This window comes from Rhizobium mesoamericanum STM3625 (assembly GCF_000312665.1).
Classification (GTDB): Bacteria; Pseudomonadota; Alphaproteobacteria; order Rhizobiales; family Rhizobiaceae; genus Rhizobium; species Rhizobium mesoamericanum.
The window spans coordinates 1169204-1190827 of record NZ_HF536773.1; the positions used below are offsets into that span (position 1 = coordinate 1169204).

At 58.4% G+C, this 21624-nt stretch carries 24 protein-coding genes and 1 pseudogene; 15 read left to right on the forward strand and 10 right to left on the reverse strand.

Features of this window, described 5'->3' with window-relative positions:
- Positions 1–3 precede the first annotated feature (3 nt).
- Entirely contained in the window at positions 4–771 is a 768-nt protein-coding gene (locus BN77_RS25695) for an anti-sigma factor family protein (RefSeq protein ID WP_007537666.1), read from the reverse strand.
- The gene (locus BN77_RS25700) at positions 758–1297 is read right to left on the reverse strand and encodes a sigma-70 family RNA polymerase sigma factor (RefSeq protein WP_007537669.1); all 540 of its coding nucleotides are present in this window, start codon (positions 1295–1297) and stop codon (positions 758–760) included. Before BN77_RS25700 ends, BN77_RS25695 begins: the two co-directional genes overlap by 14 nt.
- A 232-nt stretch (positions 1298–1529) precedes the next feature.
- Here BN77_RS25700 and BN77_RS25705 point away from each other — a divergent pair, with 232 nt between their 5' ends.
- The 7 genes from BN77_RS25705 to BN77_RS25735 all read left to right on the forward strand — a co-directional run bounded on the left by BN77_RS25705 (position 1530) and on the right by BN77_RS25735 (position 8343).
- Positions 1530–1889 carry a hypothetical protein gene (locus tag BN77_RS25705; RefSeq protein WP_007537671.1) on the forward strand — a complete coding sequence of 120 codons (360 nt, stop codon included), beginning with the start codon at positions 1530–1532 and terminating at the stop codon, positions 1887–1889.
- 261 nt (positions 1890–2150) lie between these two features.
- Positions 2151–3077, forward strand: coding sequence for a cation diffusion facilitator family transporter (locus BN77_RS25710; RefSeq protein WP_040678800.1), 927 nt, complete (start codon positions 2151–2153; stop codon positions 3075–3077).
- A gap of 372 nt (positions 3078–3449) precedes the next feature.
- Complete coding sequence (locus tag BN77_RS25715; RefSeq protein WP_007537676.1) at positions 3450–4475, forward strand: sulfate ABC transporter substrate-binding protein; 1026 nt, start codon at positions 3450–3452, stop codon at positions 4473–4475.
- Positions 4476–4483: 8 nt separating this feature from the next.
- The gene (cysT, locus tag BN77_RS25720) at positions 4484–5341 is read left to right on the forward strand and encodes a sulfate ABC transporter permease subunit CysT (protein ID WP_007537678.1); all 858 of its coding nucleotides are present in this window, start codon (positions 4484–4486) and stop codon (positions 5339–5341) included.
- Positions 5331–6203 carry a sulfate ABC transporter permease subunit CysW gene (gene cysW, locus BN77_RS25725; protein ID WP_007537680.1) on the forward strand — a complete coding sequence of 291 codons (873 nt, stop codon included), beginning with the start codon at positions 5331–5333 and terminating at the stop codon, positions 6201–6203. The genes cysT and cysW overlap by 11 nt, the downstream gene beginning before the upstream one ends.
- Before the next feature lie 10 nt (positions 6204–6213).
- A complete protein-coding gene (locus BN77_RS25730) occupies positions 6214–7251 on the forward strand; it encodes a sulfate/molybdate ABC transporter ATP-binding protein (protein WP_007537682.1) in 1038 nt (345 codons plus the stop codon).
- A gap of 267 nt (positions 7252–7518) precedes the next feature.
- Positions 7519–8343: a cell wall hydrolase gene (locus BN77_RS25735; RefSeq protein WP_007537684.1), complete on the forward strand. Its 825-nt coding sequence runs from the start codon at positions 7519–7521 to the stop codon at positions 8341–8343.
- Positions 8344–8353: 10 nt separating this feature from the next.
- On the opposite strand, the gene BN77_RS25740 is transcribed toward BN77_RS25735, so the two are convergent.
- The 6 genes from BN77_RS25740 to BN77_RS25765 all read right to left on the reverse strand — a co-directional run bounded on the left by BN77_RS25740 (position 8354) and on the right by BN77_RS25765 (position 14451).
- Positions 8354–9409, reverse strand: a complete 1056-nt coding sequence (locus BN77_RS25740) for an ABC transporter ATP-binding protein (protein ID WP_007537686.1) — start codon at positions 9407–9409, stop codon at positions 8354–8356.
- A gap of 5 nt (positions 9410–9414) precedes the next feature.
- Positions 9415–10245, reverse strand: coding sequence for a carbohydrate ABC transporter permease (locus tag BN77_RS25745; RefSeq protein WP_007537688.1), 831 nt, complete (start codon positions 10243–10245; stop codon positions 9415–9417).
- A 4-nt stretch (positions 10246–10249) separates the two neighbouring features.
- Positions 10250–11185, reverse strand: coding sequence for a carbohydrate ABC transporter permease (locus tag BN77_RS25750; RefSeq protein WP_040678803.1), 936 nt, complete (start codon positions 11183–11185; stop codon positions 10250–10252).
- 83 nt (positions 11186–11268) lie between these two features.
- A complete protein-coding gene (locus BN77_RS25755) occupies positions 11269–12528 on the reverse strand; it encodes an ABC transporter substrate-binding protein (protein ID WP_007537693.1) in 1260 nt (419 codons plus the stop codon).
- Positions 12529–12565: 37 nt separating this feature from the next.
- Positions 12566–13732, reverse strand: coding sequence for a PLP-dependent transferase (locus BN77_RS25760; protein WP_007537695.1), 1167 nt, complete (start codon positions 13730–13732; stop codon positions 12566–12568).
- Positions 13729–14451, reverse strand: a complete 723-nt coding sequence (locus tag BN77_RS25765) for a FadR/GntR family transcriptional regulator (RefSeq protein WP_007537697.1) — start codon at positions 14449–14451, stop codon at positions 13729–13731. The genes BN77_RS25760 and BN77_RS25765 overlap by 4 nt, the downstream gene beginning before the upstream one ends.
- Positions 14452–14915: 464 nt before the next feature.
- Here BN77_RS25765 and BN77_RS25770 point away from each other — a divergent pair, with 464 nt between their 5' ends.
- The 3 genes from BN77_RS25770 (at position 14916) to BN77_RS25780 (ending at position 16260) form a co-directional block, all read left to right on the forward strand.
- Positions 14916–15203, forward strand: a complete 288-nt coding sequence (locus BN77_RS25770; RefSeq protein ID WP_040678467.1) for a hypothetical protein — start codon at positions 14916–14918, stop codon at positions 15201–15203.
- A gap of 456 nt (positions 15204–15659) precedes the next feature.
- Positions 15660–15935, forward strand: a complete 276-nt coding sequence (locus BN77_RS25775; RefSeq protein ID WP_007537705.1) for a ribbon-helix-helix domain-containing protein — start codon at positions 15660–15662, stop codon at positions 15933–15935.
- Positions 15916–16260 (forward strand): type II toxin-antitoxin system RelE/ParE family toxin, encoded by a 345-nt coding sequence (locus BN77_RS25780; protein ID WP_085989867.1) that lies wholly within the window; start codon positions 15916–15918, stop codon positions 16258–16260. Before BN77_RS25775 ends, BN77_RS25780 begins: the two co-directional genes overlap by 20 nt.
- A 316-nt stretch (positions 16261–16576) precedes the next feature.
- Here the strand turns inward: BN77_RS25780 and BN77_RS25785 are convergent, their stop codons facing one another.
- Together BN77_RS25785 and BN77_RS25790 are read right to left on the reverse strand one after the other, a co-directional pair.
- Entirely contained in the window at positions 16577–16780 is a 204-nt protein-coding gene (locus BN77_RS25785; RefSeq protein ID WP_007537709.1) for a hypothetical protein, read from the reverse strand.
- Between the two features lie 101 nt (positions 16781–16881).
- The gene (locus tag BN77_RS25790; RefSeq protein WP_007537711.1) at positions 16882–17094 is read right to left on the reverse strand and encodes a hypothetical protein; all 213 of its coding nucleotides are present in this window, start codon (positions 17092–17094) and stop codon (positions 16882–16884) included.
- 337 nt (positions 17095–17431) lie between these two features.
- On the opposite strand from BN77_RS25790, the gene BN77_RS25795 reads away from it, so the two are divergent.
- From BN77_RS25795 to BN77_RS25815, 5 genes and pseudogenes are all read left to right on the forward strand, one after another.
- Positions 17432–17755: a DUF982 domain-containing protein gene (locus BN77_RS25795; RefSeq protein ID WP_007537713.1), complete on the forward strand. Its 324-nt coding sequence runs from the start codon at positions 17432–17434 to the stop codon at positions 17753–17755.
- A 179-nt stretch (positions 17756–17934) separates the two neighbouring features.
- Positions 17935–18381 (forward strand): annotated as a pseudogene (locus tag BN77_RS32545) (ATP-dependent DNA ligase); the annotation flags it as partial.
- Between the two features lie 138 nt (positions 18382–18519).
- The gene (locus BN77_RS25805) at positions 18520–19194 is read left to right on the forward strand and encodes a L,D-transpeptidase (protein ID WP_007537717.1); all 675 of its coding nucleotides are present in this window, start codon (positions 18520–18522) and stop codon (positions 19192–19194) included.
- The gene (locus BN77_RS25810; RefSeq protein WP_007537719.1) at positions 19191–19745 is read left to right on the forward strand and encodes an OmpA family protein; all 555 of its coding nucleotides are present in this window, start codon (positions 19191–19193) and stop codon (positions 19743–19745) included. The genes BN77_RS25805 and BN77_RS25810 overlap by 4 nt, the downstream gene beginning before the upstream one ends.
- 835 nt (positions 19746–20580) lie before the next feature.
- A complete protein-coding gene (locus tag BN77_RS25815; RefSeq protein ID WP_007537725.1) occupies positions 20581–21624 on the forward strand; it encodes an NAD(P)-dependent alcohol dehydrogenase in 1044 nt (347 codons plus the stop codon).

Genomic DNA, 21624 nt, shown 5'->3' on the forward strand with positions numbered 1-21624 from the left:
GAACTAGTAGAGGGTGCGAGCGAGCCGATCGGCTGTCGCATCCAGGTTTATTTCGCGATCGCCGGCGACGAGCGCATAGGCCACATCGCCGATCTGCCAATAGGCAGCTTCTGCCTTGTCGAGCGCGACGTGGTTTACGGACTGCACTGCGAACGCCCCCGGTCGCACGGCAAAGAGCGAGAGCTGCTTGTCTTGCGACGTCTTGATTGTCATCTCGACGCTTGGGCCAAACTCGGACGGGAAGATCTGCACATCGGAAATCTTCCAGTCTTCTGGCAACCGCGGCATGACGATTGCTGTCGCTGCGCGAATGTCCTCTGCCTTGTAGCTCGCAACGGTTTGAGACGGCACGGACTGACGCAGCATTGCCGTGTGATAGGCGCGTACCGCGTCTTCGACATAGGCCGGCGCTGGTACCGAAGCCGCAACCTCGGTTGCGGTGAATGCGCCGAAGGAGGTGTGGGCGACCCAGCCTGCGGCGACCAGAACGCCGACAGCCGCAATCCGCTGCATCGAATGGAAGATCCGACCGTAGGTGAGACCGCGCTCCAGGCGCCGAGCGGCGTCGCGCGTTTCCGGGCGGCCGAAGGCGCTTTCGCTGGCAAGCGCGAGGCGCAACTCACCCCTAATGCTGAGGTCAGCCATGACCTTAGCGGCAATCGCGGGGTTCTCCGACAGGAAGGACTCGACCTGAATGCGGCGCGCCACGTCGAGTTCGCCATCCACATAAGCATCGAGATCAGCGTCGACGATAGGATCAATTGCCTTCATTGCCGTCCCCTCCGATTAGCCTTAAGTGCGCGGCGCGTGGCGTCTTCTCCTCGAACTCGCGCAGCTGCGCACGGGCGCGCGAAATGCGCGACATCAAGGTGCCGATCGGTATGTCGAGAGCCATTGCCGCTTCCTGGTAGGAAAGGTCCTCGATCGCAACCAGATGCAGTGCTTCGCGCTGCTCTTCTGAAAGATGGAAGAATGCGTCTCGCACCTGTTTGAGACGAACGGCATGTTCCTGGCCGGCCTGCAGCGACTGTTCGGCCTCCACTGCCGCCTCATCGTGGCGGCGCGCCAGCGAGCGAGCCTGGCGGACGCGATCGATGTGAGCATTGTGCATGATCGACAACAGCCAGGTGCGCAGGTTGCCGCCACGGCGGAAACTCTGTTTTTTCTCGTAGGCGCGCAGCAGCGCGTCATGGACGAGATCTTCGGCATCATCCGAATTGCGCACCAGCGAGCGCGCATAGCGCCGAAGCGCTGCGAGCTGGCCGATGACATCGAATGGGCGTTCTTTCCGTTCCATGACTGAGTATACGGGTGCCAGTGGTGATTTATTCCAGCCGTCGCAAATAATCTTCCGTTGAGCTTCGCGGGGGGCGTTGTCACATAGAGCTGTGTCGGTTCGACAGGAATTCGGGACTGACCTTTCGTCTATCAAGAAACCGAGCCTCACGCATGTAGATCACCCTCAATTTACATTTCGCGCAGTGCTATCTTGCGAACTGCACATCATGCGTTCTCGGGAGAAAAGAGCGATGAAGAAGTTGGCCTTGACAATCGGAATTGCCGCGTTGGTCGCTGCCGGCGTCGGTTCGGCTGAAGCCCAGCAGGATCGACGCGAGTTTCGAAGAATGAACTGGAGTGAGAGTTTGCCAGAAGCGGTGCGAACCTATCATGGCAAGCGGCTCTCCATTGTAAGCTATCGAACTGCAAGTTTTTCAGAGACTGGGGCACACCCGTCACCCGGGAGCGCACAGCATGTCGAAGCCATCAGAGCCGCGGCTCGATCGAACAAATGGCTTGTGGGGCAGCTGAAGGCCAAAAAGCTCACCCCGAATGACATTGAGTGGGTAATGCGCGCGCGCAACGGTAGCATGGTGTTCTATGTGAAATGACCGATCGCGGCGCCTTGAGGCGGGTGATCCGGCTGGTCCGGAGCGTGGCGGACCGAGCTGTCGACTCAATCATTTAGCCCGGTAGACGGCATCAGTGCGCTGTAGCTCCAGCCGCCGTTAACCCTGCAGCACGTTCTCTCCAAGGCCCAATACCGTGTCCGGTTCGTTGCGTCGTTAGCGGCCGCCCTTGCCAACTTTTCGATTGCGACGGAGACGCTAGTATAAGCACGGGCGCTGTAATTGGCCCTTTGGGAGGCGCTGATGTGGAACGAGCAGGGGGTCTTACGCATCTCAATTGCGGCCACCATGGTGATAGCCGCACTTGGCATCGTCTTCGGTATTCTTTCAGGCTCTTTTTCCATCGCCTTTGATGGAGTCTACTCGCTTGCTGATGCAGCGTTGACCGGGCTTGCGTTATGGGTTTCCAGCCTGATTGTGAAGTCGGCGCAGAACGATGCTCTGTCTGGTAGAATTCGCAACCGCTTCACCATGGGTTTCTGGCATCTGGAGCCGATGGTACTCATGCTCAATGGTTGTCTGCTGATGGCCGTGTCAGTCTATGCGTTGATCAATGCGATCATCAGCGTCCTCAATGGCGGGCACGAACTTCATTTCGGCGTTGCGATCGCGTATTCCGCCACGACGGTGGTTCTGTGCACCGTCGTCGCTGTCATCGCGATCAGGATGAACCGGCGTTTGAAATCCGATTTCATCTCCCTCGATATCAAAGCCTGGATCATGTCGGGCGGTATCGCGCTTGCGCTGCTTATCGCGTTTCTGGTTGGCCTCGCCGTAAAACAGACGCCTGCTGCCTGGATTGCCAATTATGTAGACCCGCTGGTGTTGGGCCTCGTCTGCCTCGTCATGATTCCGCTTCCGATCGGTACGGTCTGGAAGGCGCTAACCGAGATCCTGCTGATGGCACCCGTCGAACTCAAGGAGCATGTCGATCACGTTGCATCGCGCACGGTTCGCAGCCTGGGGTTCCTCTCTTATCGCGCCTATGTCGCCCGCGTCGGCCGGGCCACGCAAATAGAACTCTATTTCATCGTCCCGGAGGGCCTTCCACCCAAGACGGTCGAGGAATGGGATGCGCTTCGAGATGAGATCGGTGCTGCAATCGGGGATGAGAGCGCCAATCGCTGGCTCACGATCGCCTTCACCGCAGATGCCGAATGGGCCGAATAAGCTGCCCGGCTCGGCTTCGAGATGCTTTTGCTCCCGGGGACCGTTCGAGGTCCGCTCGTCGGGCGAGCTACCAGCAGTCAGTCACGTTGCGTTCGCGCGTTTTGACGACATCAGTCGCGCCGCTCGGATCCCCACCAAGTGTTAGAGAATGTCGTTTCGCAATGACCATTTCGAGGAACCGCATTTTGACCGAGGCCGATCCATTCAGGTGCCGGCGTCTCCCGGATTGCACCGACCCGACAGAGCAAACCCATTTCCAAAACAGGGCTCAAATGGGATGGCATTCCAGAGCAGGTCCTGGAACAGAAACATTCTTCGTTTCATTATACGACCATCTTGGTAGAGTTTCGGCCACAAACGAAGGAGGTTTCCATGCAGTCGATAAAGATCACGAGGCTTCTCGCGGCTGTGGCGCTGGTTGGCAGTGTCGCAATCGGTGGCGTTGCTCCCGCATTCGCGGATCAGACGCTTCTCAACGTATCCTACGACCCCACAAGAGAACTGTATAAGGATTTCAACGCAGCCTTCGCTGCGAAATGGCAAAAGGATACCGGTGAGGCGGTGACGATCAAGGCTTCGCATGGTGGGTCCGGCGCCCAGGCCCGCTCGGTGATCGACGGGCTTGATGCCGACGTGGTAACCCTTGCTCTGGAGGGCGATATCGATGCGATCGCCACCAAGACCGGCAAGATCCCCGCCGACTGGAAAACAAAGTTCCCGAACAATTCAACGCCCTATACGTCGACGATCGTCTTCCTTGTTCGCAAGGGCAATCCGAAAGGCATCAAGGACTGGGCCGACCTCGTGAAAGACGACGTCCAGGTCATCACGCCCAACCCGAAGACCTCGGGCGGTGCCCGCTGGAACTTCCTTGCGGCCTGGGCCTGGGCCAAGCAGGCCAATGGCGGCGATGACACCAAGGCTCAGGAATATGTGACGACACTGCTGAAGCATGTTCCGGTTCTCGACACCGGCGCGCGCGGCGCAACGACCACTTTCGTGCAGAGAGGCCTTGGCGACGTTCTTCTTGCCTGGGAAAACGAAGCCTATCTTTCACTTGAAGAGCTCGGTCCAGATCAGTTCGAAATTGTCACGCCGACCTTCTCCATTCGCGCTGACCCGCCGGTCGCCGTCGTTGATGGCAATGTCGACAAGAAGGGCACCCGTAAACTCGCCGAAGCCTACCTGAACTATCTGTATTCGGACGAGGGCCAGAAGATTGCCGCGAAGCACTTCTACCGCCCGTTCAAGCCCGAAGTGGCCGATAAGTCAGATATTGCGCGCTTCCCGAACCTGAAGCTGGCGACGATCGACGACTTCGGCGGGTGGAAGGTTGCGCAACCGAAATTCTTCGGCGATGGCGGCGTATTTGACCAAATCTACAAGCCGGCACAATAATACATCGCATGAAAGCACATAGCCCCACGCGGTGGCGGTTCAGACGGCCGAGTGTCATTCCAGGCTTTGGAATGGCGCTCGGCCTTACCTTGACCTGGCTCACCCTTCTGATCCTGATACCGCTTTCGGGCCTTGCCTGGCGGTCAAGTGAGCTTGGCTGGACAAAATTCCTGGCCATTGCCTTGGATCCACGTACGCTGAGCGCTCTTCGCATCAGCTTTGGCGCCGCCTTTGCTGCGGCCTTGATCAATGCGGCCTTCGGCGTCGTGCTGGCCTGGGTGCTGGTGCGTTACCGTTTTCCAGGCAAACGCGTCATCGATGCCATGGTGGACCTGCCGTTTGCGCTGCCCACCGCCGTTGCCGGCATCGCGCTGGCGACGCTTTATGCACCGAACGGCTGGATCGGCCAGTTTCTTACCCCGTTCGGCATCAAGATCGCCTTTACGCCGCTCGGTATCGTCGTTGCACTTGTCTTCGTTGGTTTGCCCTTCGTGGTGCGCACGGTGCAGCCTGTGATGGAGGAGATCGACAAGGAGGTCGAGGAGGCTGCAGCCACACTCGGCGCCACGCGTCTTCAGACCATCTTTCGTGTGCTTCTGCCCGGATTGGCCGCACCAGTCCTGACAGGCTTCGCGCTCGCTTTCGCGCGTGGTGTGGGTGAATACGGCTCGGTGATTTTCATCGCCGGCAACCTTCCGTTCCGGTCGGAGATCGCACCGTTGCTGATCGTCATCAAGCTTGAAGAATATAATTATGCTTCCGCGACTGCCATCGCCGCCGTGATGCTGGTCATCTCGTTCGTCATGCTATTGATTATCAACCTTATCCAGAGTTGGAGCAGACGGAGGTATGGCTATGGCGCTTGATACAAGCCTGCAACCGACAAAGGTGCGTTCCGCCGTTACCGAACATCGGTTCGCACGTTGGACACTGATCCTTGCCTCGCTCGTGTTCCTGACGCTGATCCTGCTTCTGCCATTGTCGGCTGTCTTCATCGAAGCGTTCCGCAAGGGTGCAGGACCGTTCCTTGAGGCATTGCAGGACGAGGAGACGTTTTCGGCCATTCGTCTGACCCTCATTGTCGCGGGCGTCAGCGTCCCCCTCAACCTGATCTTCGGCGTCGCAGCTGCCTGGGCGATCGCCAAGTTCGAGTTCAAGGGGAAGGCCTTCCTGACGACGTTGATTGATCTTCCGTTCTCGGTCTCGCCTGTAATTTCGGGTCTTGTGTTCGTCCTGCTGCTCGGCGCCAACACTCGTCTCGGCCATTGGTTGAGTGCAAACGACATCAAGATCCTGTTTGCCGTTCCCGGACTGATCCTCGCCACCATGTTCGTCACCTTCCCCTTCGTGGCGCGTGAACTGATTCCGCTGATGCAGGAGCAGGGAACGGGTGACGAAGAGGCCGCGCTTTCGCTCGGCGCCAGCGGCTGGCAAACCTTCTGGCATGTGACGTTGCCCAACATCAAATGGGGCCTGCTCTACGGCGTGCTGCTCTGCAATGCCCGCGCCATGGGCGAGTTCGGTGCCGTATCGGTGGTCTCAGGCCATATCCGGGGGCAGACCAACACCATGCCGCTGCAGGTGGAAATTCTCTACAACGAGTACAATTTCACCGGCGCGTTCGCCGTTGCCACGCTCCTTGCCTTGCTTGCGCTCGTGACGCTTGTTTTGAAGACGCTGCTCGAAATGCGATACAGCGAAGAAATTGCCGCCAGCCGACGGCACTGAAGGAATTAGAATGGAAGTTCGCGTACAAAACCTGCGCAAAGAATTCGACCGCTTTCCGGCATTGCACGACGTCTCGCTCGACATCCGCTCCGGCGAGCTGATCGCGCTGCTCGGGCCGTCCGGGTCCGGCAAGACGACCCTGCTGCGCCTTATTGCCGGTCTCGAGAGTCCGACGGAAGGGCTGATCTACTTCGGCAACGAGGATGCGTCGAAGAAGACCGTTCAGCAGCGCAATATTGGCTTCGTGTTCCAGCATTATGCGCTCTTCCGGCATATGACCGTGATCGATAACGTTTCCTTCGGTTTGAACGTGCGCGATGGCGCGAAACGTCCGCCCAAGGCGGAAATCCGCAGGCGGGCGCTGGAACTTCTCGATCTTGTCCAGCTGTCCGGTCTCGAGAAGCGCTATCCAGCCCAGCTTTCGGGCGGCCAGCGCCAGCGCGTGGCGCTCGCGCGCGCCATGGCGGTCGAGCCGAACGTGCTACTTCTCGACGAGCCCTTCGGCGCACTCGACGCGCAGGTACGCAAGGACCTGCGCAAATGGCTGCGCGAGATCCATGATCGTACCGGTCACACGACCGTTTTCGTCACGCACGACCAGGACGAGGCAATGGAGCTCGCCGACAGGGTCGTCGTAATGAGCCAGGGCGCGATCGAGCAGGTCGGAACGCCCGACGAAGTTTACGACAACCCGAACTCGCCCTTCGTCTTCGGCTTTGTGGGCCAGTCCAATTGTCTCGGCGTGCGGGTCAACGGCGGAGAAATCTGGTTTGAGGACCGGCCGCTCGGACTTAAAGTCGAGGGCGAAGTGGATGGAGACGCCCAGCTCTATTTCCGGCCGCACGACATCGAATTGCGCGATGGCTGTGGTGGCTGCATCGCCGGCTTGCTGACCACGAGCCGGCGCGTTGCTGGCACGCGCCACATCGAGGTCGACATCGGCAAGGGGCATCCGCCGATCGAACTGGAACTGTCGCCGGCGCAGGCCGGGGGCCTGGATCGCAGCCGGATTGCCTTTAGACCAACGCGATGGAAATTGTTCCGATAGCCAGTGACGCGGTCGAAGTTGGGCCCGAATCAGCTTGCCGACGGCATGCTGGTTCGCGCATAGAAGCCGTTCGGCTCCGTCGTTCCCCGTTAGAAATATAATTGATTTCAGTGGGCACGGGAGCGCGAATCAGCCAATAAAGGCGGGCGAAAGGCGGCCAAATCAAATTGTGATACTAATTGGGTTTGAAATTTACCCGAAACGCAGGTAAAAAAGCGACCACTTAATCGAGAAGGGCTTACTACTCTAAATAGGGGGCACCTGCCATTGAGGGCGCATCTATCGTTGGGAAAATCTCTCGCCGGTATCTTGTTTGCGGGCATGGCGGCTGCGAGCTGCACGACCGCCCAGCAACCGGCTCCGAAGGTGGCGAGCCAAACCACCAAGCCCAAGAATGCGGCGCAAGCGGCGCAGTCAACCAAAGTCACCTTCAATTATACTGCCAAAGATCGCGATTGCCTGAAGCGGGCAATGTACTTCGAGTCAGAGCATTCGGATCGCGACGGCTATATGGCCGTCGGGACCGTAGTCATGAACAGGCTGACGTCGGGTGCTTATCCTGACACAATCTGCGGTATCGTTGCCCAGGAGAAGCAGTTCGCACCTGGTGTCATGACACGCGAAGTCGAGCCCATGGCGGAGATCGAACTGACCGATGCTGCCGACGCAATCCTGCGTGGCGAACGGCATCCTGGCGTCAAGGATGCGATGTTCTTTCACACCGACGGATTGAAGTTCCCATACCGGAATATGCATTACGTGGCGATTGCCGGTGGTAATGCGTTTTACGAGAAGCGCGGCCGGGACGGAGAGCTGCAAACGCCTGCCCCGTTGCCCTCATATGAAGTTGCAATGAACTATCTGCCGGGCCAGAGCTTGATGCCGGCACAATTTGCGTCGCTCGTTCCGACGACGGTTCCGGTGCCAATCCCCATGCCTGGCCCTGTGGCGACCTTGGGAACGGAGCCGGCCGTTATGGCGCCGACGGACGCGGCCGTGCCCACCACCGAAGCAGTGATCCCGGTTGCCATTCCGACACCAAGACCAGCCTTCAATGATGCCGTGCTGCGCGGCAGCCTTGCCCACGGCTGAGGCCCGCTTCCTATTTTGCCCTGTTTCCATCTGGGTCGAAGACGTGCAGATGTTGCGCGGGAAACGACACGTTAACGGTCGGACCAGCTGTCAGCGCCGCGCGATCCAGCGTGAAGATCTTGAATGGCAGACCGTGCAGCGACAGATGCAGGATGATGCCGAACCCGGTCGGCTCGACCAATTCGACGTTCGCATTCAGGCCGCCCTGATCAGCAATAACGACATGCTCCGGCCGGATGCCGAGCGTGACCTTGGCGCCGTTTGCCAGCGACAGCGGCACAGCCAGCGGCACGACTGTCCCGTCCTTCAGGCGAACGCCGCCGTCCGTATAGGTCGCATCGAGGAAATTCATGCCCGGCGAGCCAATGAAACCGGCGACGAAGAGGTTGGCAGGGCGATCGTAAAGTTCGAGGGGGCTGCCGACCTGCTGCACAACGCCGCCGTGCATGGCAACGATCCGGTCGGCGAGCGTCATTGCCTCGATCTGATCATGGGTGACGTAGATCGAGGTTGCCTTCAGGTCACCGTGCAGTTTTTTGATTTCCGCACGCATCTGTTCGCGAAGTCGGGCATCGAGGTTCGACAGTGGTTCATCAAAGAGGAAGGCCTTCGGCTGGCGCACAATGGCGCGGCCCATGGCGACGCGCTGGCGCTGGCCGCCCGAAAGCGCCTTCGGCCGGCGCTCCAGAAGCGGGTCTAAGCCCAGCTTGGAGGCAGCAGCACCGACTGCATTGGCGATCTTTTCCTTGGCCGTTTTCCGGAGCTTCAGGCTGTAGCTCATGTTGCCGGCGACGTTCATATGCGGATAAAGCGCGTAGGACTGGAACACCATGGCGATGTCGCGGTCTTTCGGATGAAGCTCGTTGACGCGGTTACCGGCGATCCGGATCTCGCCGCCGGTGACATCCTCCAGGCCGGCGATCATCCGCAGAAGGGTGGACTTGCCGCAGCCCGAGGGGCCGACGAGCACGACGAACTCCCCGTCCCTGATCTTCAGGTCGACGTCGTGCAGCACTTTCACGGGGCCATAGGCCTTCTTGACGTTCTGGATATCGATCGATGCCATTTTGATTAACCCTTGACCGCGCCGGCCGTCAGGCCCTGGACGAGATAACGCTGGATGAGCAGGAAGAAGAGACCGGCCGGGATGAGCGCAAGCACGCCCGCTGCCATCATCTGTCCGAAATCCACGGAGAATTTGGAAACGAAGGTCAAAAGCCCTACCGGGAAGGTTGCCGCATCGTTGCCGTTGATCAGCATGAGAGCAAAGAGCAGTTCGCTCCACGCGGCGGTGAAAACGAAGCCGAGCGTTGCTGCAATGCCAGGCAGCGTCAGCGGCAGGATGATCTGCCGGAAGGCGGTAAACTGTGTTGCACCGTCGATCATCGCCGCTTCCTCGAGATCCTTCGGGATACCATCGAAGAAGGACTGCATCAGGAAGGTGGCGAAGGGCACGTTGAAGGCCGTGTAGACAACAACGAGGCCGGTGAGGCTGTTCGTCAGATGCAGCGGCGTCAGGATCTTGAAGATCGGCGCTACCAACATGACAAGCGGGAACATCTGCGTCAGCAGCATCAGCGCGACAATCCAGTACTTGGCCCGGAAGTTGAACCGTGACAGGGCATAGCCGGAAAGCGAGGCACAGATCGTGACGACAACGGCCGTCGAGGCCGACACGATCAGGCTGTTCTTGAAAAAGGTCGGGAAAGCACTGTGCTGGATAACGAAGGAATAGTGTTCCCAGGTCGTCCGCGAAGGCCACATCCGGACCCCCTCCGTATAGAGCAGGTCGTTTGGCGTCACCGACACCTTAAGAAGCCAGAACAGCGGAAACAGCGCAAAGACGATGTAGCAGAGAATGGCCAGCCGATGCGCGATGGTGGGCAGAATAGATCGCTTCATGGCATCAATCCTTGTTCAGCAGGGTCTGCCGCAGCAGGATGATCAGCATCGAATAGGCGAGCAGCAGCACCAACAGTACAAGCGCGATCGCCGACGCATATCCGAAGTCCAGGCGCTTGAAGGCCTGCGTGAAGATGTAGCTTGCGACGATCTGCGTCCGGTCGGCCGGCCCGCCGCCGGTCATGACGACAATCAGGTCGGCGAAATTGGACACCCAGACGGTGCGCAAGAGCACGGTGATGGCAATCGTCGGCGCGAGGAAGGGCAAGGTAATCGAGCGAAACCGCTGGAACCAGCCCGCGCCGTCAATCGAGGCCGCTTCATAGAGATCGCGCGGAATTGCCTGCAGGGCCGCAAGCAGCGTGATCGCGAAGAAGGGGATGCCCCACCAGACGTTGGCGATGATCGGTCCCCACATAGCATGTTGCGGATCGGAGAGAATGTTGCCGGGCTCGCTCATCAGCCCGAGCCCAAACAGCCAGTGCGGGATCGGCCCGATCACAGGATTGAAGAGCCACGCCCAGTTAAGACCAGCGAGGAAGGATGGGACAGCCCAAGGCAGGAAGACCAGAGCCTGCACGACGCCCCGGCCCCAGAACGGCTTGTCGAGGAGCAGCGCGAGAATGAGACCGAAGACGAATTGCAGCAGGACGGAGGCGCCTGTCCACCAGAGCGTATTTTTCAGCGCACCATAGAAGGCTGCATCTGTCGAGAGCGCACGGAAATGCTCGAGCCCGACGAAGCCACCCGAAAACGGGTTGAGGAGCTGGATGTCCCGGAACGCGTAGGAAACCCCGATCACCAGTGGCACCAGCATCACCGCGATGATCAGGATCAGCGAGGGCGCACTATAGAGGTAGGGTTCGCAAGAATCGGCGACGCGCTTCAGCCAGGGGCGTCTGTCCTGGCGCCTTTCCAGCGTATCGGCACTCATGGTCATTAGGCAAAATCCGTTTCGCAGCGCGTGTTGCGCCGTCGCAAGACAGTGAAAGAGGCGGCGGACGAATCCGCCGCCGGTGGCCATTACTTCTTGGCGAGGAACTTCTGCTGTGCCTTGGTCAGATAGTCCGCCCACTGGTCAGCCAGTTCCTTCGGCGTGATATCGCCGAGAAGTGCCTGCTGCGTCGTCTTGATGGCGAGCGAATCCTTGAAGAAGGCGAATTCCTCAAGGTAGGTAGGCATCACGGTCGGAACGACGTTCGGATCAGCCAGCTCCTCGAACCAGCCCTTGAACTGCGCGCCCGAATAGAAGGGATCCTTCTCGGCCGATGTGTGGACCGGCAGCGCGCCCGTGCGCTTGTTCCATTCGATGTTGCCTTCCGGGCCTTCAAGCGTTTCGATGAGCTTCCAGGAAAGATCCTTGTTCTGGCTCGTCGTGAACATCGACCAGCCGGCAAAGCCAATCGTGGTGAACGCCTTGCCGGAAGGTCCCGCCGGCATCTTGGTCACGCCGAAATCATCCGGCTTCATTCGCTGGGCGATGGCGATCAAAGCGTCCGGATCCTGGTCGAGCATCGCGCAGGTGCCGGAGTAGAAGCCGGCGACGGTTTCATTGAAGCCCCAGTTGACGCTGTCCTTCGGCGTCAGACCCTTCTTATATAGGTTGACGACCCATTCCAGACCCTTTTCCCAGCCTTCGCTGTTCATCGTCGAGGTGCCGTCCTCGTTGAAGAACTTGTTGGAGCCGGCCATCGTCGCACCAAACATCACCCAGCCGTTCAGACCACCCGGACCGCCGCGCAGGCAGTAGCCCGACTTGCCGGGAAGCTTGGAGATCTTCTCTGAGGCAGCCACAAAGTCGTCGAGCGTCTTCGGTGGCTCTGCAACGCCGGCCTCCTGGAAGAGCTTCTTGTTATAAAATAGCGCGCGCAGATAGAAGCCGTAGGGCAGCATGTAGGCGGTGTTCTTGACGTCGCGGCCTAGTTCGAGTGCACGCGGCGTCAGGCCCTTGGTGTGCTCCCACTTGGCAAGATAAGGCTCGAGGCTCTCAAGCATCCCGTTATTGGCATAGAGCGACAGCCAGGTGTCGGGCATTTCCATCACGTCAGGCGTATCGCCGGCCGAAACCATTGTCGCGAACTTCTGGAAGGCTTCGTTCCAGGGCAGCGAGATGATATCGACCTTGGTGCCGGGGTTTGCGGCCTCGAACTTGCCGACGATCGACTTCAGCGTCTCGGTGCGTTCGGGGCTGGTGATGACCTCTACCAGCTTCAGCGTGGTATCGGCGAGCGCCGTACCGGCCATCATCGTGGCGAGTAGAGTGGCGGTGATCAGTCTTTTCATGCTTGCTCCCCCTTTTCAGGTTTTTCAGGTTGTGAACTTAAGAGGCGATCGCCAATGCCGCCTCGATGTCCTTCCACAAGACCTCGGTTCCTTCGAGGCCGACGTGGAGACGTACGGACCGCGCATGGATCCCGAAGGTATCCGCGGAATTCGGTTGCGCCTTCTGCTGAAGGACGACCTCGCCTGGTACGATCAGGCTTTCATGCCCACCCCAGCTCACTCCCAGTTTGAAGAGCTTGAGGTGATCGGCAAAGGCGCGGATATCGACACCCTCGCGGAATATGAACGAAAACAGGCCCGACGTGCCGTTGAGACCTGCCGGCAGGCGGTTGGCAAGGCCCGGATGACAGACCGTCTCCACCACGTCTAGTTCCTGCAGGCGTTTGGCGATCGTCATCGCGGCCGCCTCGTGTGCCCGCATGCGGATCGGCAGGGTGCGCAGACCACGGATCAAAAGCCAGGCGTCAAACGGTGAGAGCTTGCCGCCGAGATAGGGGTAGGCTTCCGCCTTGATACGGGCGATCATCTCCTTCGAGCCGGCGACGACACCGGCCACGACATCGCTGTGGCCGCCGAGATATTTCGAGGCCGAATGGATGACTATATCGACGCCGAGCGAGATCGGCTGCTGGAAATACGGGCTCGCCCAGCTGTTGTCGATCATCGTGACGATGCCATGCTTCTTGGCGAGTGCTGCGAGCGCACCGACGTCGTGTGCTTCCATAACCCAGCTCGTCGGGCTTTCCATGTAGAAAACCTTGGCGCCGGGCAGCGCCTTCGCGACGGCTTCCTCGTCGCGACCATCAACATAGGTGACGTCGATTTTCATGCGCTTCAGGATGGTGCCGAACAGGCGGAAGGCGTCGGGATAGACGTGTTTGACGGCAACGATCCGGTCGCCCGGTTCGACGAAGGACAGGACGGCCGAGGAGATCGCTGCCATGCCGCTTGCGAAACCGAGCGCATCTTCGGCCCCTTCGAGCTTTGCCAGCATCTCCTCGAACATGCGAACGGTCGGGTTGAGGCCGCGCGTATAGATCGGCCGCACCTTCTCGCCCCGATAGGAGGAGATCATGTCGTCATAGTCGGAGAAGGTAAAAAGCGAGGTCTGAAAGATCGGTGGCACGACGGCTTCGGCGAAGTTTCCTTCGTCATGTGCGGTGATGAGCGAGGCAAGATCGAACGCGTCTGCGCCGTTATTCATTTCGACATTTCCTTGATATCTTCCTCGACAACCTCGAGGATTTTGAGCGTCTCTTCGCGCGCGGCCTCGGGGTCCCGGGCGGCGATCGCGTTGAAGAGCGTGCGGTGGAAGGGAAATGAGCGGCGGGCGAAATCCTCGCGCTCGAATGGGTGCTCCCAGAACTGCCAGAAGGTCTCGCGCATCTGCTCGAGCAGCTGGCGAAAGAGCGGGTTGTGGGTGGCATCATAGATCGCCAGATGGAAGGCTAGGTCTTCAGGGCCTGATGTGCCCTTGTCGATGTGGACGCGTTCCATCTCATTGAGGTTCTGTTCGATCAGGATGAGATCCTTGTCGGTCCGCTTTCGCGCGGCGACCATGCAGGCTTCGCATTCAATCCCGCGCCGTACTTCGAGCGTTTGCAGCAGCGCGTCGCGTAGATGGCCCGTATCAAGCGACAGCGGCATGTGAATCGTCGCCTTCGAAACCGGCTTCAGCAGGTAAGTGCCGCTGCCCTTGCGGGTTTCGATGACGCCGAGCGCCTGAAAGTGGCGGATCGCCTCGCGGATCGTCGAGCGGCCCACCATAAGCGCTGACATCAGTTCACGCTCCGCCGGCAATCGATCGCCGGCCTTCAATTGCGCGCTCTGGACATAATCGGCCAAGGCGTCGGTCACCTGACGCGCCCGATCGATTGTCGGAAGGGGCCGGATAACCGGCCTGTCGCTGCTTGATGCCTTCATGGTTCCCCAAATTTTTTATGGCAGCAGACTCTTTAAATTGGTCTGACATCTTAGCATTTCGCAAAGATTGGGAGCCGTCAAGTGAGTTTCTCCCGTGTTGTTTATGATCCGGGTCGCCCACAATGTCCGCACGCACTTCCGAATGGGGCAGAATGCACCTACTTCGGTAGCCCGGATTACGCAGCGCCTTTTTATGGAAGTGGCTAAGCGTTTAAAATAACTCATAAGTCGCTGCTGGGGCGCCATTGAGTCATGCCCGCCGATCGAGTAGCGGCACTGACGCCGCGATGCCATGTCGGACGTCCACTTTTTCTAAAGGCTCGAGGCGGATGGGACAGGAGTCCCGTCCGGATGACGAAGAACTTTACGTCGCGATGGACGGGGTTCGCGACAAAAAGCAACTGATCTTTGAAACCGCCTTTCCAACCCCGCCCGCCTGTTTTGGTTGCCCATGATGGCGGCTATTGGAATCGGTGGAAAATCGCTCGCTCGCAACGCCTGGAGTTGCAAGCGCCTTTGCGGATCTTCCTGCCACTTCACGAGATGCCTTCGCGGAAGCGGTCGAGACAATCTCTCGATTCCTCGTGCCATTCGACTTCTGGTCGATGATCGATTACGGCCTTTACGACAACGAAGGAGAAGAGCGTAAGCTCGCCGCGATCATCAACGATGAGGAAAAGGCGGGAGCATTTCTGCGATTACTCGACTTGACAGTTGGAGCTGCGGAGGGGTCGTCGTCCCGCACGATCTAACGGATGCGCTAGACCAGATAAAATCTGTCGCAGCTCCGCTGGCAGATGCGCCAGCTTTCCGTCGCCTTGCGACTGCAGCTCGCCGATAGGAACTTATCGCTTATGCTTGACTTCACCCAATTACGTTCGGTTTGGTAGGCCACCGATGCGATCAGCCGTGTTGGTTCGGTGTTTTTGGGTCGCTGACTAAATCAGCAGGATATAGCAGAAGGTCATGAACATCATAAACAGGCACCAGTGAGAAACCCAGGGAAATATCCGTTTGGTCTCCTGATAGCAAAGACATCAAATATCGGCCTAAGTGTTTGAACTAAAACAGCAATTACGACAAAATCAACAGAGTCATGATCAAGTTCGTCCTACGGGCCGTCATCCTCATGACGAATAGAGGGCGGGGTCCGGCAGATTGAAAAATGTGCTACTGGGTGGCAAACTAGGCTCAATGGAGATAAACCGATGAGTGTCAAATCGTCGATCTCGCTGACCGACCAGCAGGACGCGTTTGCACGTTCGCTGGTGGAGAGCGGCCGGTATTCCAGCATGAGTTCCGTTCTTCAGCAGGGCTTGGAACTCCTCCGCCAAAAGACGGAAACTGAGGCCGTCGAAACGGCAGCGCCTCGCGAATTGGTCCAGCGGCGTTTGAAAGGCCCGATGATTTCCACGACGGAAATGGAAAGCCGCGTCGAGGCAATGATCGAGCGGAAGCGGCGGGCTGTTCGTGTGGACTCTTGAATATTCCGAGGATGCCGATCGCGATTTAGAGTTGATTTTCGATCATCTCTTCGACTCCCATGTCGAACTCGGAGACTCGCCTGACGAGGCTTTGGAGCGTACCGCTGAACGAACCCGCAAGTTGCGTGTCGAAATCGATCGTCTCGTCGATACGCCTTATACATTGCGGGCCGACATTTACCCTGGAATCCGGTTTCTTCGGCGGGACAAGGCGGCTATCTGGTTCTTGCCGGTAGAAAGTAGTCGGACGATCATTATTGCTGCAATTTTCTACGGCGCGCAGGACCATATCAGACATATGCTCGCACGTATGCTGGCTGGATAAGGTCCCTATATGCGCCTAGGCCACCCTGAGTCCGGTGGCAGTTGCTACCTAATTGCGGAATTATCCCTCATTGCCTTTGCCGAGGGTCGGTTCGGGCGGTGGTTACCGCCTCGCACTCCACAACTCGAGTCTTGGTGAGGACATAAAGAAGCATTTGGCGGAATCGACGTTGCGAGGCTAAGGAATGCGATCGCGATTGCGGAGCTTCCCCCCGATTTCGGCTTTGCTAGTCCACATAAGGGACGAACGTATCGTCTGTCGTCTGGACCTAGTTCGCAGAGCCTTGTTCCGACCGGCGCGGTATCCGCCGCTGGTTTCATTGTAAGGTGATCGCTCGCTCTGGCACCTCGAACTCCTCTACTGCGAGGCCGTTGAGTGCGACGACTACCTCGTCGAGGGACCAGCCAGCGCTGAGAGCATGATCGATCATCAGGTGAAATTCTGTTCCGAGGTATTCCTTACAGTCGGCGAGACGATCGGACGACATAACGATCTGATGCGAATTTTGGGTCTTCAACATGGCCTTATCCTTCTCTGCGAAGATAACAGGCATGTTAGGCCATGGTTCCATAGGAGTAGCGCCAACGTTGGGTGCCGCCTCTTTAACAGGAGCCGCTGCTTTCAGCTGTCAGGATGTAATGCATTGGCAAGAGCAATCGACAGGCTCTCACGCGTCCTGAAGCCGGCTTCCATCAGGTCAAGCGCCGTCGCCGTCACCGCGCGCGCGCACTCGCTGTCCGGGTCTATTTGATTTGTTTGGCACCAGGCTCCAATGACGGACGTGAGGACTTCAACTTCCACGTCTTCCAGTGTGATAAATGTAGGTAATTGCATGGTGCGTTCCTCCCGTAATGGCAAGAGCGCTTAGGAGTCTCTCAATCGGACCGTGCCGTGTGTGGGTCCAACATCCCATTATACGTCTTATTCGTACGACGTCGCTGAAAAAGAAAAAGGCCGGAAACGAAGGGCGTGTCCCGGCCTTCCTCGATGCATCTCGACAACAACTGCCAGTACCTCCGTGGTCAGTGTTGCAAATGCCGTAATTCAAATCTAACGCGAACCGGACTGGATTCAAGTTCAGCTTTTGGAGGAGTTTCCCGAACGCAGCAGCGACGTAAGGGGAACAACCTGTGACGGCAGGGGTTGAGGGAGCGGATCGTACGGGGGAGGGATGTGTCTCCCCTCAGGTCTTACGTTGATTAACTGTGTGATCCACAACGTCCCATTTCTCGAATGCGGAAGCGGAAATCTTGTGCCGGCACCTGGATGGGTCATTATAGTCGTTGAGCGCAACCGAACGTTGCACACTATTGCATCGGCAGCCGAAGCCCTTGATATGCTGTTCACGAATTGGCCGGTCGTGAGCGGCACCGCCTTCGTCTTGGCACTGGAAGCCTGTGCAGGCACGGTCAGCGGCGCTGTGACCCAGGAAGAGGCCCAGTCCGCATTCCTTGCGGCAGCCGTTGAAGCAAAGGTCGCATTCAGGATCGCCTGAGGTTGGACGCATGACGGAAGCTTCGGTAAACTTCCTATAAAGGCCTGCGCGACGTGCACGACCGCGTCAAGACCCAGTCAATCACCTATCCCCGACCCACTGTCACATCGGGAAATTGTCTTTTCAAGGATTCCCTCATTTAATCCCCTGATGCAAAGTCACCGCCTTCCAAGCCACTCTTGGCAGACGAAAAGCCGCTTAGCAGTAGACCGCGAAAGCCGCGCGATCCGTTGCAACCACGACTTCCTCTAGATCCTATGCCCGCTCGAATCTAGCCTTGCCTGGCACTTTTAAAGCCGAGGCCACCGATTGGTCACGATTGGACGTACGAGATCAAATGGGACGGATATCGGATCGCAGTGCATCTCAACAACGGCAATGTCCGCATTCTCACGCGCGGTGGCCACGATTGGGCGCATCGTTTCCCCGCGATCTAGGCGGACGCTAAACGCCTTGGAGTCGGTTCCGCCATCCTTGATGGCGAGGCCGTCGTGCTCGACGAGCAGGGCCGTCCGAACTTCGGCCAGCTTCAGCAATAGCTCGGAGGAAGGGGTGGAAAGCTCAACTCCGGCGCTTCCATAATGTTCGCTTTCGACCTTCTGTATTTCGACGGTCATGACATTCGCAGCCTAATATCCTGCATCATATCGTTTTCCCGCATTTCCTCCTGAGGACACCCAGCCGCTCATTTTTTTGATCTTGTGGGCAACCGAGAATCTGTTTTACATGGGCGCTTCGCTGCTTGGCTTTCGGGGGAATTGCCGATGGGGTGGACGCGCAGGGATATTTTGTTGGGTGGTTTGGCTTCAGTGGGCACCGCAGCGGTCCACAAACCGACCTTCGCCGCGACATCTTCCTATTTTTCGGGCACCAGCGTCGACAACGGCGTGACGTTTAGAAGCACGAACTTTGCCAAGATCGACAGAAAATGGCTCCGCCAGGTGGTCAAATATTTCAGCAGCGAGCCGATCGGCACCGTCGTTGTCGATACCACGCATCATTTTCTTTACCTAATCATGGAGAACAAGACAGCTATCCGATATGGCGTCGGCGTTGGTCGTGAGGGCTTCAAATGGTATGGCCGCGCCACCATCGAGCAGAAAGCGCTTTGGCCGCGCTGGACGCCGCCACCGGAGATGCGTCAGCGCCACCCCGAATTGCCGGAGTCGGTCGATGGAGGGTCGCCGAAAAACCCACTTGGCCCGCGCGCCATGTATTTGCTTCGCGACGGCGTCGATACCGGCTATCGCTTCCACGGTACTCTGGAGCCCGGCAGCATCGGTAAGGACGCCTCCAGCGGCTGCATTCGCATGTTCAACGAAGACGCCATCGATCTTTACCAGCGCTGCCCCATCGGCACCGCAGTACAGGTACTGCCGCATATTGCCGACCAGGCTGAAAATGCCGCCAAGATCAGCCAACCGAATCCGGTCGAATGAGGAATATCACGCCGATGTCTGCATTAACCGGATGTTCAAGGCTGCTTGTCGCTGCGACCATGCTTCTGACGCTAGCCGCCTGCAGCACCACCGAAATCGCCGAGGTGGAAGAACCCACCGCAGCCCCGATAACCGGACAAACCAACGATCCGGCGCCCGGTTTTGAGAATGTTGCGGCCGGCAGCGAAGAGGACTTCATTCTGAACGTCGGTCGGCGGACCTACTTCACGCAAGATTCGGCGACGCTCGATTCCGTTGCCAAGGCAACGCTGGACAAGCAGGCCATCTGGCTCAACAGCAACCCGCAGTGGATGGTCAAGCTGCAGGGCTTTGCCGACGACACCGGCTCGGCTTCAGCAATGGCGACGCTGTCTCAGCGACGCGCCGATGCGGTGATGGCATATCTCGTCTCGAAGGGCGTAGATGCAAGCCGAGTTTGGGCCAAGGGTTACGGAAATGACCGCGAGGTCCGTGACTGCACGAGCCGCTCCTGCAAGGTGCAGAACCGGCGTGTCGTCTCCAATTTGCGTACTCAGCGTGACTCGGTCTGAATTCCTCGTGCCGTGTGAGGGCACGGAGATCCCTGAGTTGGGTAGACCCCTGCTTCTGTCGTTTCGAAGCGGGCGAACCGTTCCGCCATGGAGAAAATCGAGGAGACTACAGTCTGGGTTCTGCTGAAGCTCGTCTTTCCGACCCGCAAGGGGTACGCCTCCTTGGCGTGACATTCTCCTCGATGGAGCACCAGACCGACATAGCATTGACCTACTACCGCTGAAGTTGGCAATTTCAGCAACGAGTAGTTCGCTCGCCTGCTTCCATCGCTACCACGCGGTACGAGCGGTACCCAACGCAAACGCGTTCATTGACGAAACATGGGCGACGTGGGGTTTCACCGACACGACACAGTTTGTTGGGCAGTTGAGTTTGTACTCCGCCAGGTGTTTCAGCAGCTCCTCGACAGTGCGCTTCTCAGTAAGCGGAAATGTAAAAGTCATCCAGGTTCCTCCAAATGGCAGACGTCGTCAGCCATTAAGGGCCCGAATTCCTTCGCACCGCAACACGAATTTTTGAATGGAATAATTAAAATCGATTAGCATTTCAGTTTAATATTTTAAAATCGATTTAGATGGGAAAAGCCCGGCAGCTTTCCGAATAATGCTGTCGTCCAAAAATGGCGCCTAAGGTATCGGTTCGCTCCCGGCGATATCCGAACGAAGAATGGACCCTTCGCCCGGCACGGCGCAGAGCTGCTGCATTTGGGCATTTCATCATTTCGTGAGCAAAAGCTTATCGGCGCATTGAATTGCGATGGCTTCAAGTTCTATAGTCTTCCCCTCAGCCGCGCCGCCTCGGGGCGCGGGGAGGCAACCGGGAAGGAAACAGACAATGGCCAAAGTCCGCGCGCTGGTGCTCGAGCGCCAGCATGAACTTGCGCTTCGCGACATAGAGCTGCCGATGGATACCGGTCCGGGACAGGTGAAGATCAGGATCCACACGGTCGGCGTCTGCGGCTCTGATGTTCATTACTACGCCCATGGCAAAATCGGTCCCTTCGTTGTCAATGCCCCGATGGTGCTCGGCCACGAAGCTGCCGGCACCATCGTCGAGGTTGGTGCCGGTGTGACCCATCTCAAGGTGGGCGACCGGGTCTGTATGGAGCCCGGCATTCCCGATCCCAATTCAAAGGCGAGCCGGCTTGGCATGTACAATGTCGATCCTGCCGTGACCTTCTGGGCAACGCCGCCAATCCATGGCGTGCTGACGCCCGAGGTCGTGCATCCGGCCAACTACACCTACAGGCTTCCCGACAACGTCAGCTTCGCCGAAGGCGCCATGGTCGAGCCGTTTGCGGTCGGCATGCAAGCCGCGAGCAAGGCGAAGATCGTGCCTGGCGATACGGCCGTGGTGCTCGGTGCTGGCCCGATCGGCACAATGGTGGCGATCGCCGCTCTTGCCGGCGGATGCGCGCGGGCGATCGTAGCCGACCTTGCCCAACCGAAGCTCGATATCGCCACCCGATACCAGGGCGTCATTCCGGTCAATATCCGCGAGCAAAGTCTCTCCGAAGAGGTGGCGCGACTGACAGACGGCTGGGGTGCCGATATCATCTTTGAATGCTCGGGCGCGCCGAAAGCCTGGGAAACCATTATGGAACTGCCCCGTCCGGGAGGCGTTATCGTTGCCGTCGGCCTGCCGGTCAACCCGGTCGGCTTCGACATTTCCTCGGCCTCGACCAAGGAAATCCGCATCGAGACGGTGTTCCGCTACGCCCACCAGTACGAGCGCTCCATTGCGCTGCTCGGTTCGGGCCGAGTCGACCTGAAGCCGCTGATTTCGGAGACTTTCGGCTTTGAGGATTCCATCAAAGCTTTCGATCGCGCGCTCGAGGGTCGCCCAAGCGACGTGAAGTTGCAGATTGTGATGGAATAA

What these genes read in the sequence shown, in the direction of transcription:
- BN77_RS25695 (WP_007537666.1), bottom strand. Translation starts at nt 771, where the DNA reads ATGAAGGCAATTGATCCTATCGTCGACGCTGATCTCGATGCTTATGTG.
- BN77_RS25700 (WP_007537669.1), bottom strand. Translation starts at nt 1,297, where the DNA reads ATGGAACGGAAAGAACGCCCATTCGATGTCATCGGCCAGCTCGCAGCG.
- BN77_RS25705 (WP_007537671.1), top strand. Translation starts at nt 1,530, where the DNA reads ATGAAGAAGTTGGCCTTGACAATCGGAATTGCCGCGTTGGTCGCTGCC.
- BN77_RS25710 (WP_040678800.1), top strand. Translation starts at nt 2,151, where the DNA reads ATGTGGAACGAGCAGGGGGTCTTACGCATCTCAATTGCGGCCACCATG.
- BN77_RS25715 (WP_007537676.1), top strand. Translation starts at nt 3,450, where the DNA reads ATGCAGTCGATAAAGATCACGAGGCTTCTCGCGGCTGTGGCGCTGGTT.
- cysT (WP_007537678.1), top strand. Translation starts at nt 4,484, where the DNA reads ATGAAAGCACATAGCCCCACGCGGTGGCGGTTCAGACGGCCGAGTGTC.
- cysW (WP_007537680.1), top strand. Translation starts at nt 5,331, where the DNA reads ATGGCGCTTGATACAAGCCTGCAACCGACAAAGGTGCGTTCCGCCGTT.
- BN77_RS25730 (WP_007537682.1), top strand. Translation starts at nt 6,214, where the DNA reads ATGGAAGTTCGCGTACAAAACCTGCGCAAAGAATTCGACCGCTTTCCG.
- BN77_RS25740 (WP_007537686.1), bottom strand. Translation starts at nt 9,409, where the DNA reads ATGGCATCGATCGATATCCAGAACGTCAAGAAGGCCTATGGCCCCGTG.
- BN77_RS25745 (WP_007537688.1), bottom strand. Translation starts at nt 10,245, where the DNA reads ATGAAGCGATCTATTCTGCCCACCATCGCGCATCGGCTGGCCATTCTC.
- BN77_RS25750 (WP_040678803.1), bottom strand. Translation starts at nt 11,185, where the DNA reads ATGACCATGAGTGCCGATACGCTGGAAAGGCGCCAGGACAGACGCCCC.
- BN77_RS25755 (WP_007537693.1), bottom strand. Translation starts at nt 12,528, where the DNA reads ATGAAAAGACTGATCACCGCCACTCTACTCGCCACGATGATGGCCGGT.
- BN77_RS25760 (WP_007537695.1), bottom strand. Translation starts at nt 13,732, where the DNA reads ATGAATAACGGCGCAGACGCGTTCGATCTTGCCTCGCTCATCACCGCA.
- BN77_RS25765 (WP_007537697.1), bottom strand. Translation starts at nt 14,451, where the DNA reads ATGAAGGCATCAAGCAGCGACAGGCCGGTTATCCGGCCCCTTCCGACA.
- BN77_RS25775 (WP_007537705.1), top strand. Translation starts at nt 15,660, where the DNA reads ATGAGTGTCAAATCGTCGATCTCGCTGACCGACCAGCAGGACGCGTTT.
- BN77_RS25785 (WP_007537709.1), bottom strand. Translation starts at nt 16,780, where the DNA reads ATGTTGAAGACCCAAAATTCGCATCAGATCGTTATGTCGTCCGATCGT.
- BN77_RS25790 (WP_007537711.1), bottom strand. Translation starts at nt 17,094, where the DNA reads ATGCAATTACCTACATTTATCACACTGGAAGACGTGGAAGTTGAAGTC.
- BN77_RS25795 (WP_007537713.1), top strand. Translation starts at nt 17,432, where the DNA reads ATGTGTCTCCCCTCAGGTCTTACGTTGATTAACTGTGTGATCCACAAC.
- BN77_RS25805 (WP_007537717.1), top strand. Translation starts at nt 18,520, where the DNA reads ATGGGGTGGACGCGCAGGGATATTTTGTTGGGTGGTTTGGCTTCAGTG.
- BN77_RS25810 (WP_007537719.1), top strand. Translation starts at nt 19,191, where the DNA reads ATGAGGAATATCACGCCGATGTCTGCATTAACCGGATGTTCAAGGCTG.
- BN77_RS25815 (WP_007537725.1), top strand. Translation starts at nt 20,581, where the DNA reads ATGGCCAAAGTCCGCGCGCTGGTGCTCGAGCGCCAGCATGAACTTGCG.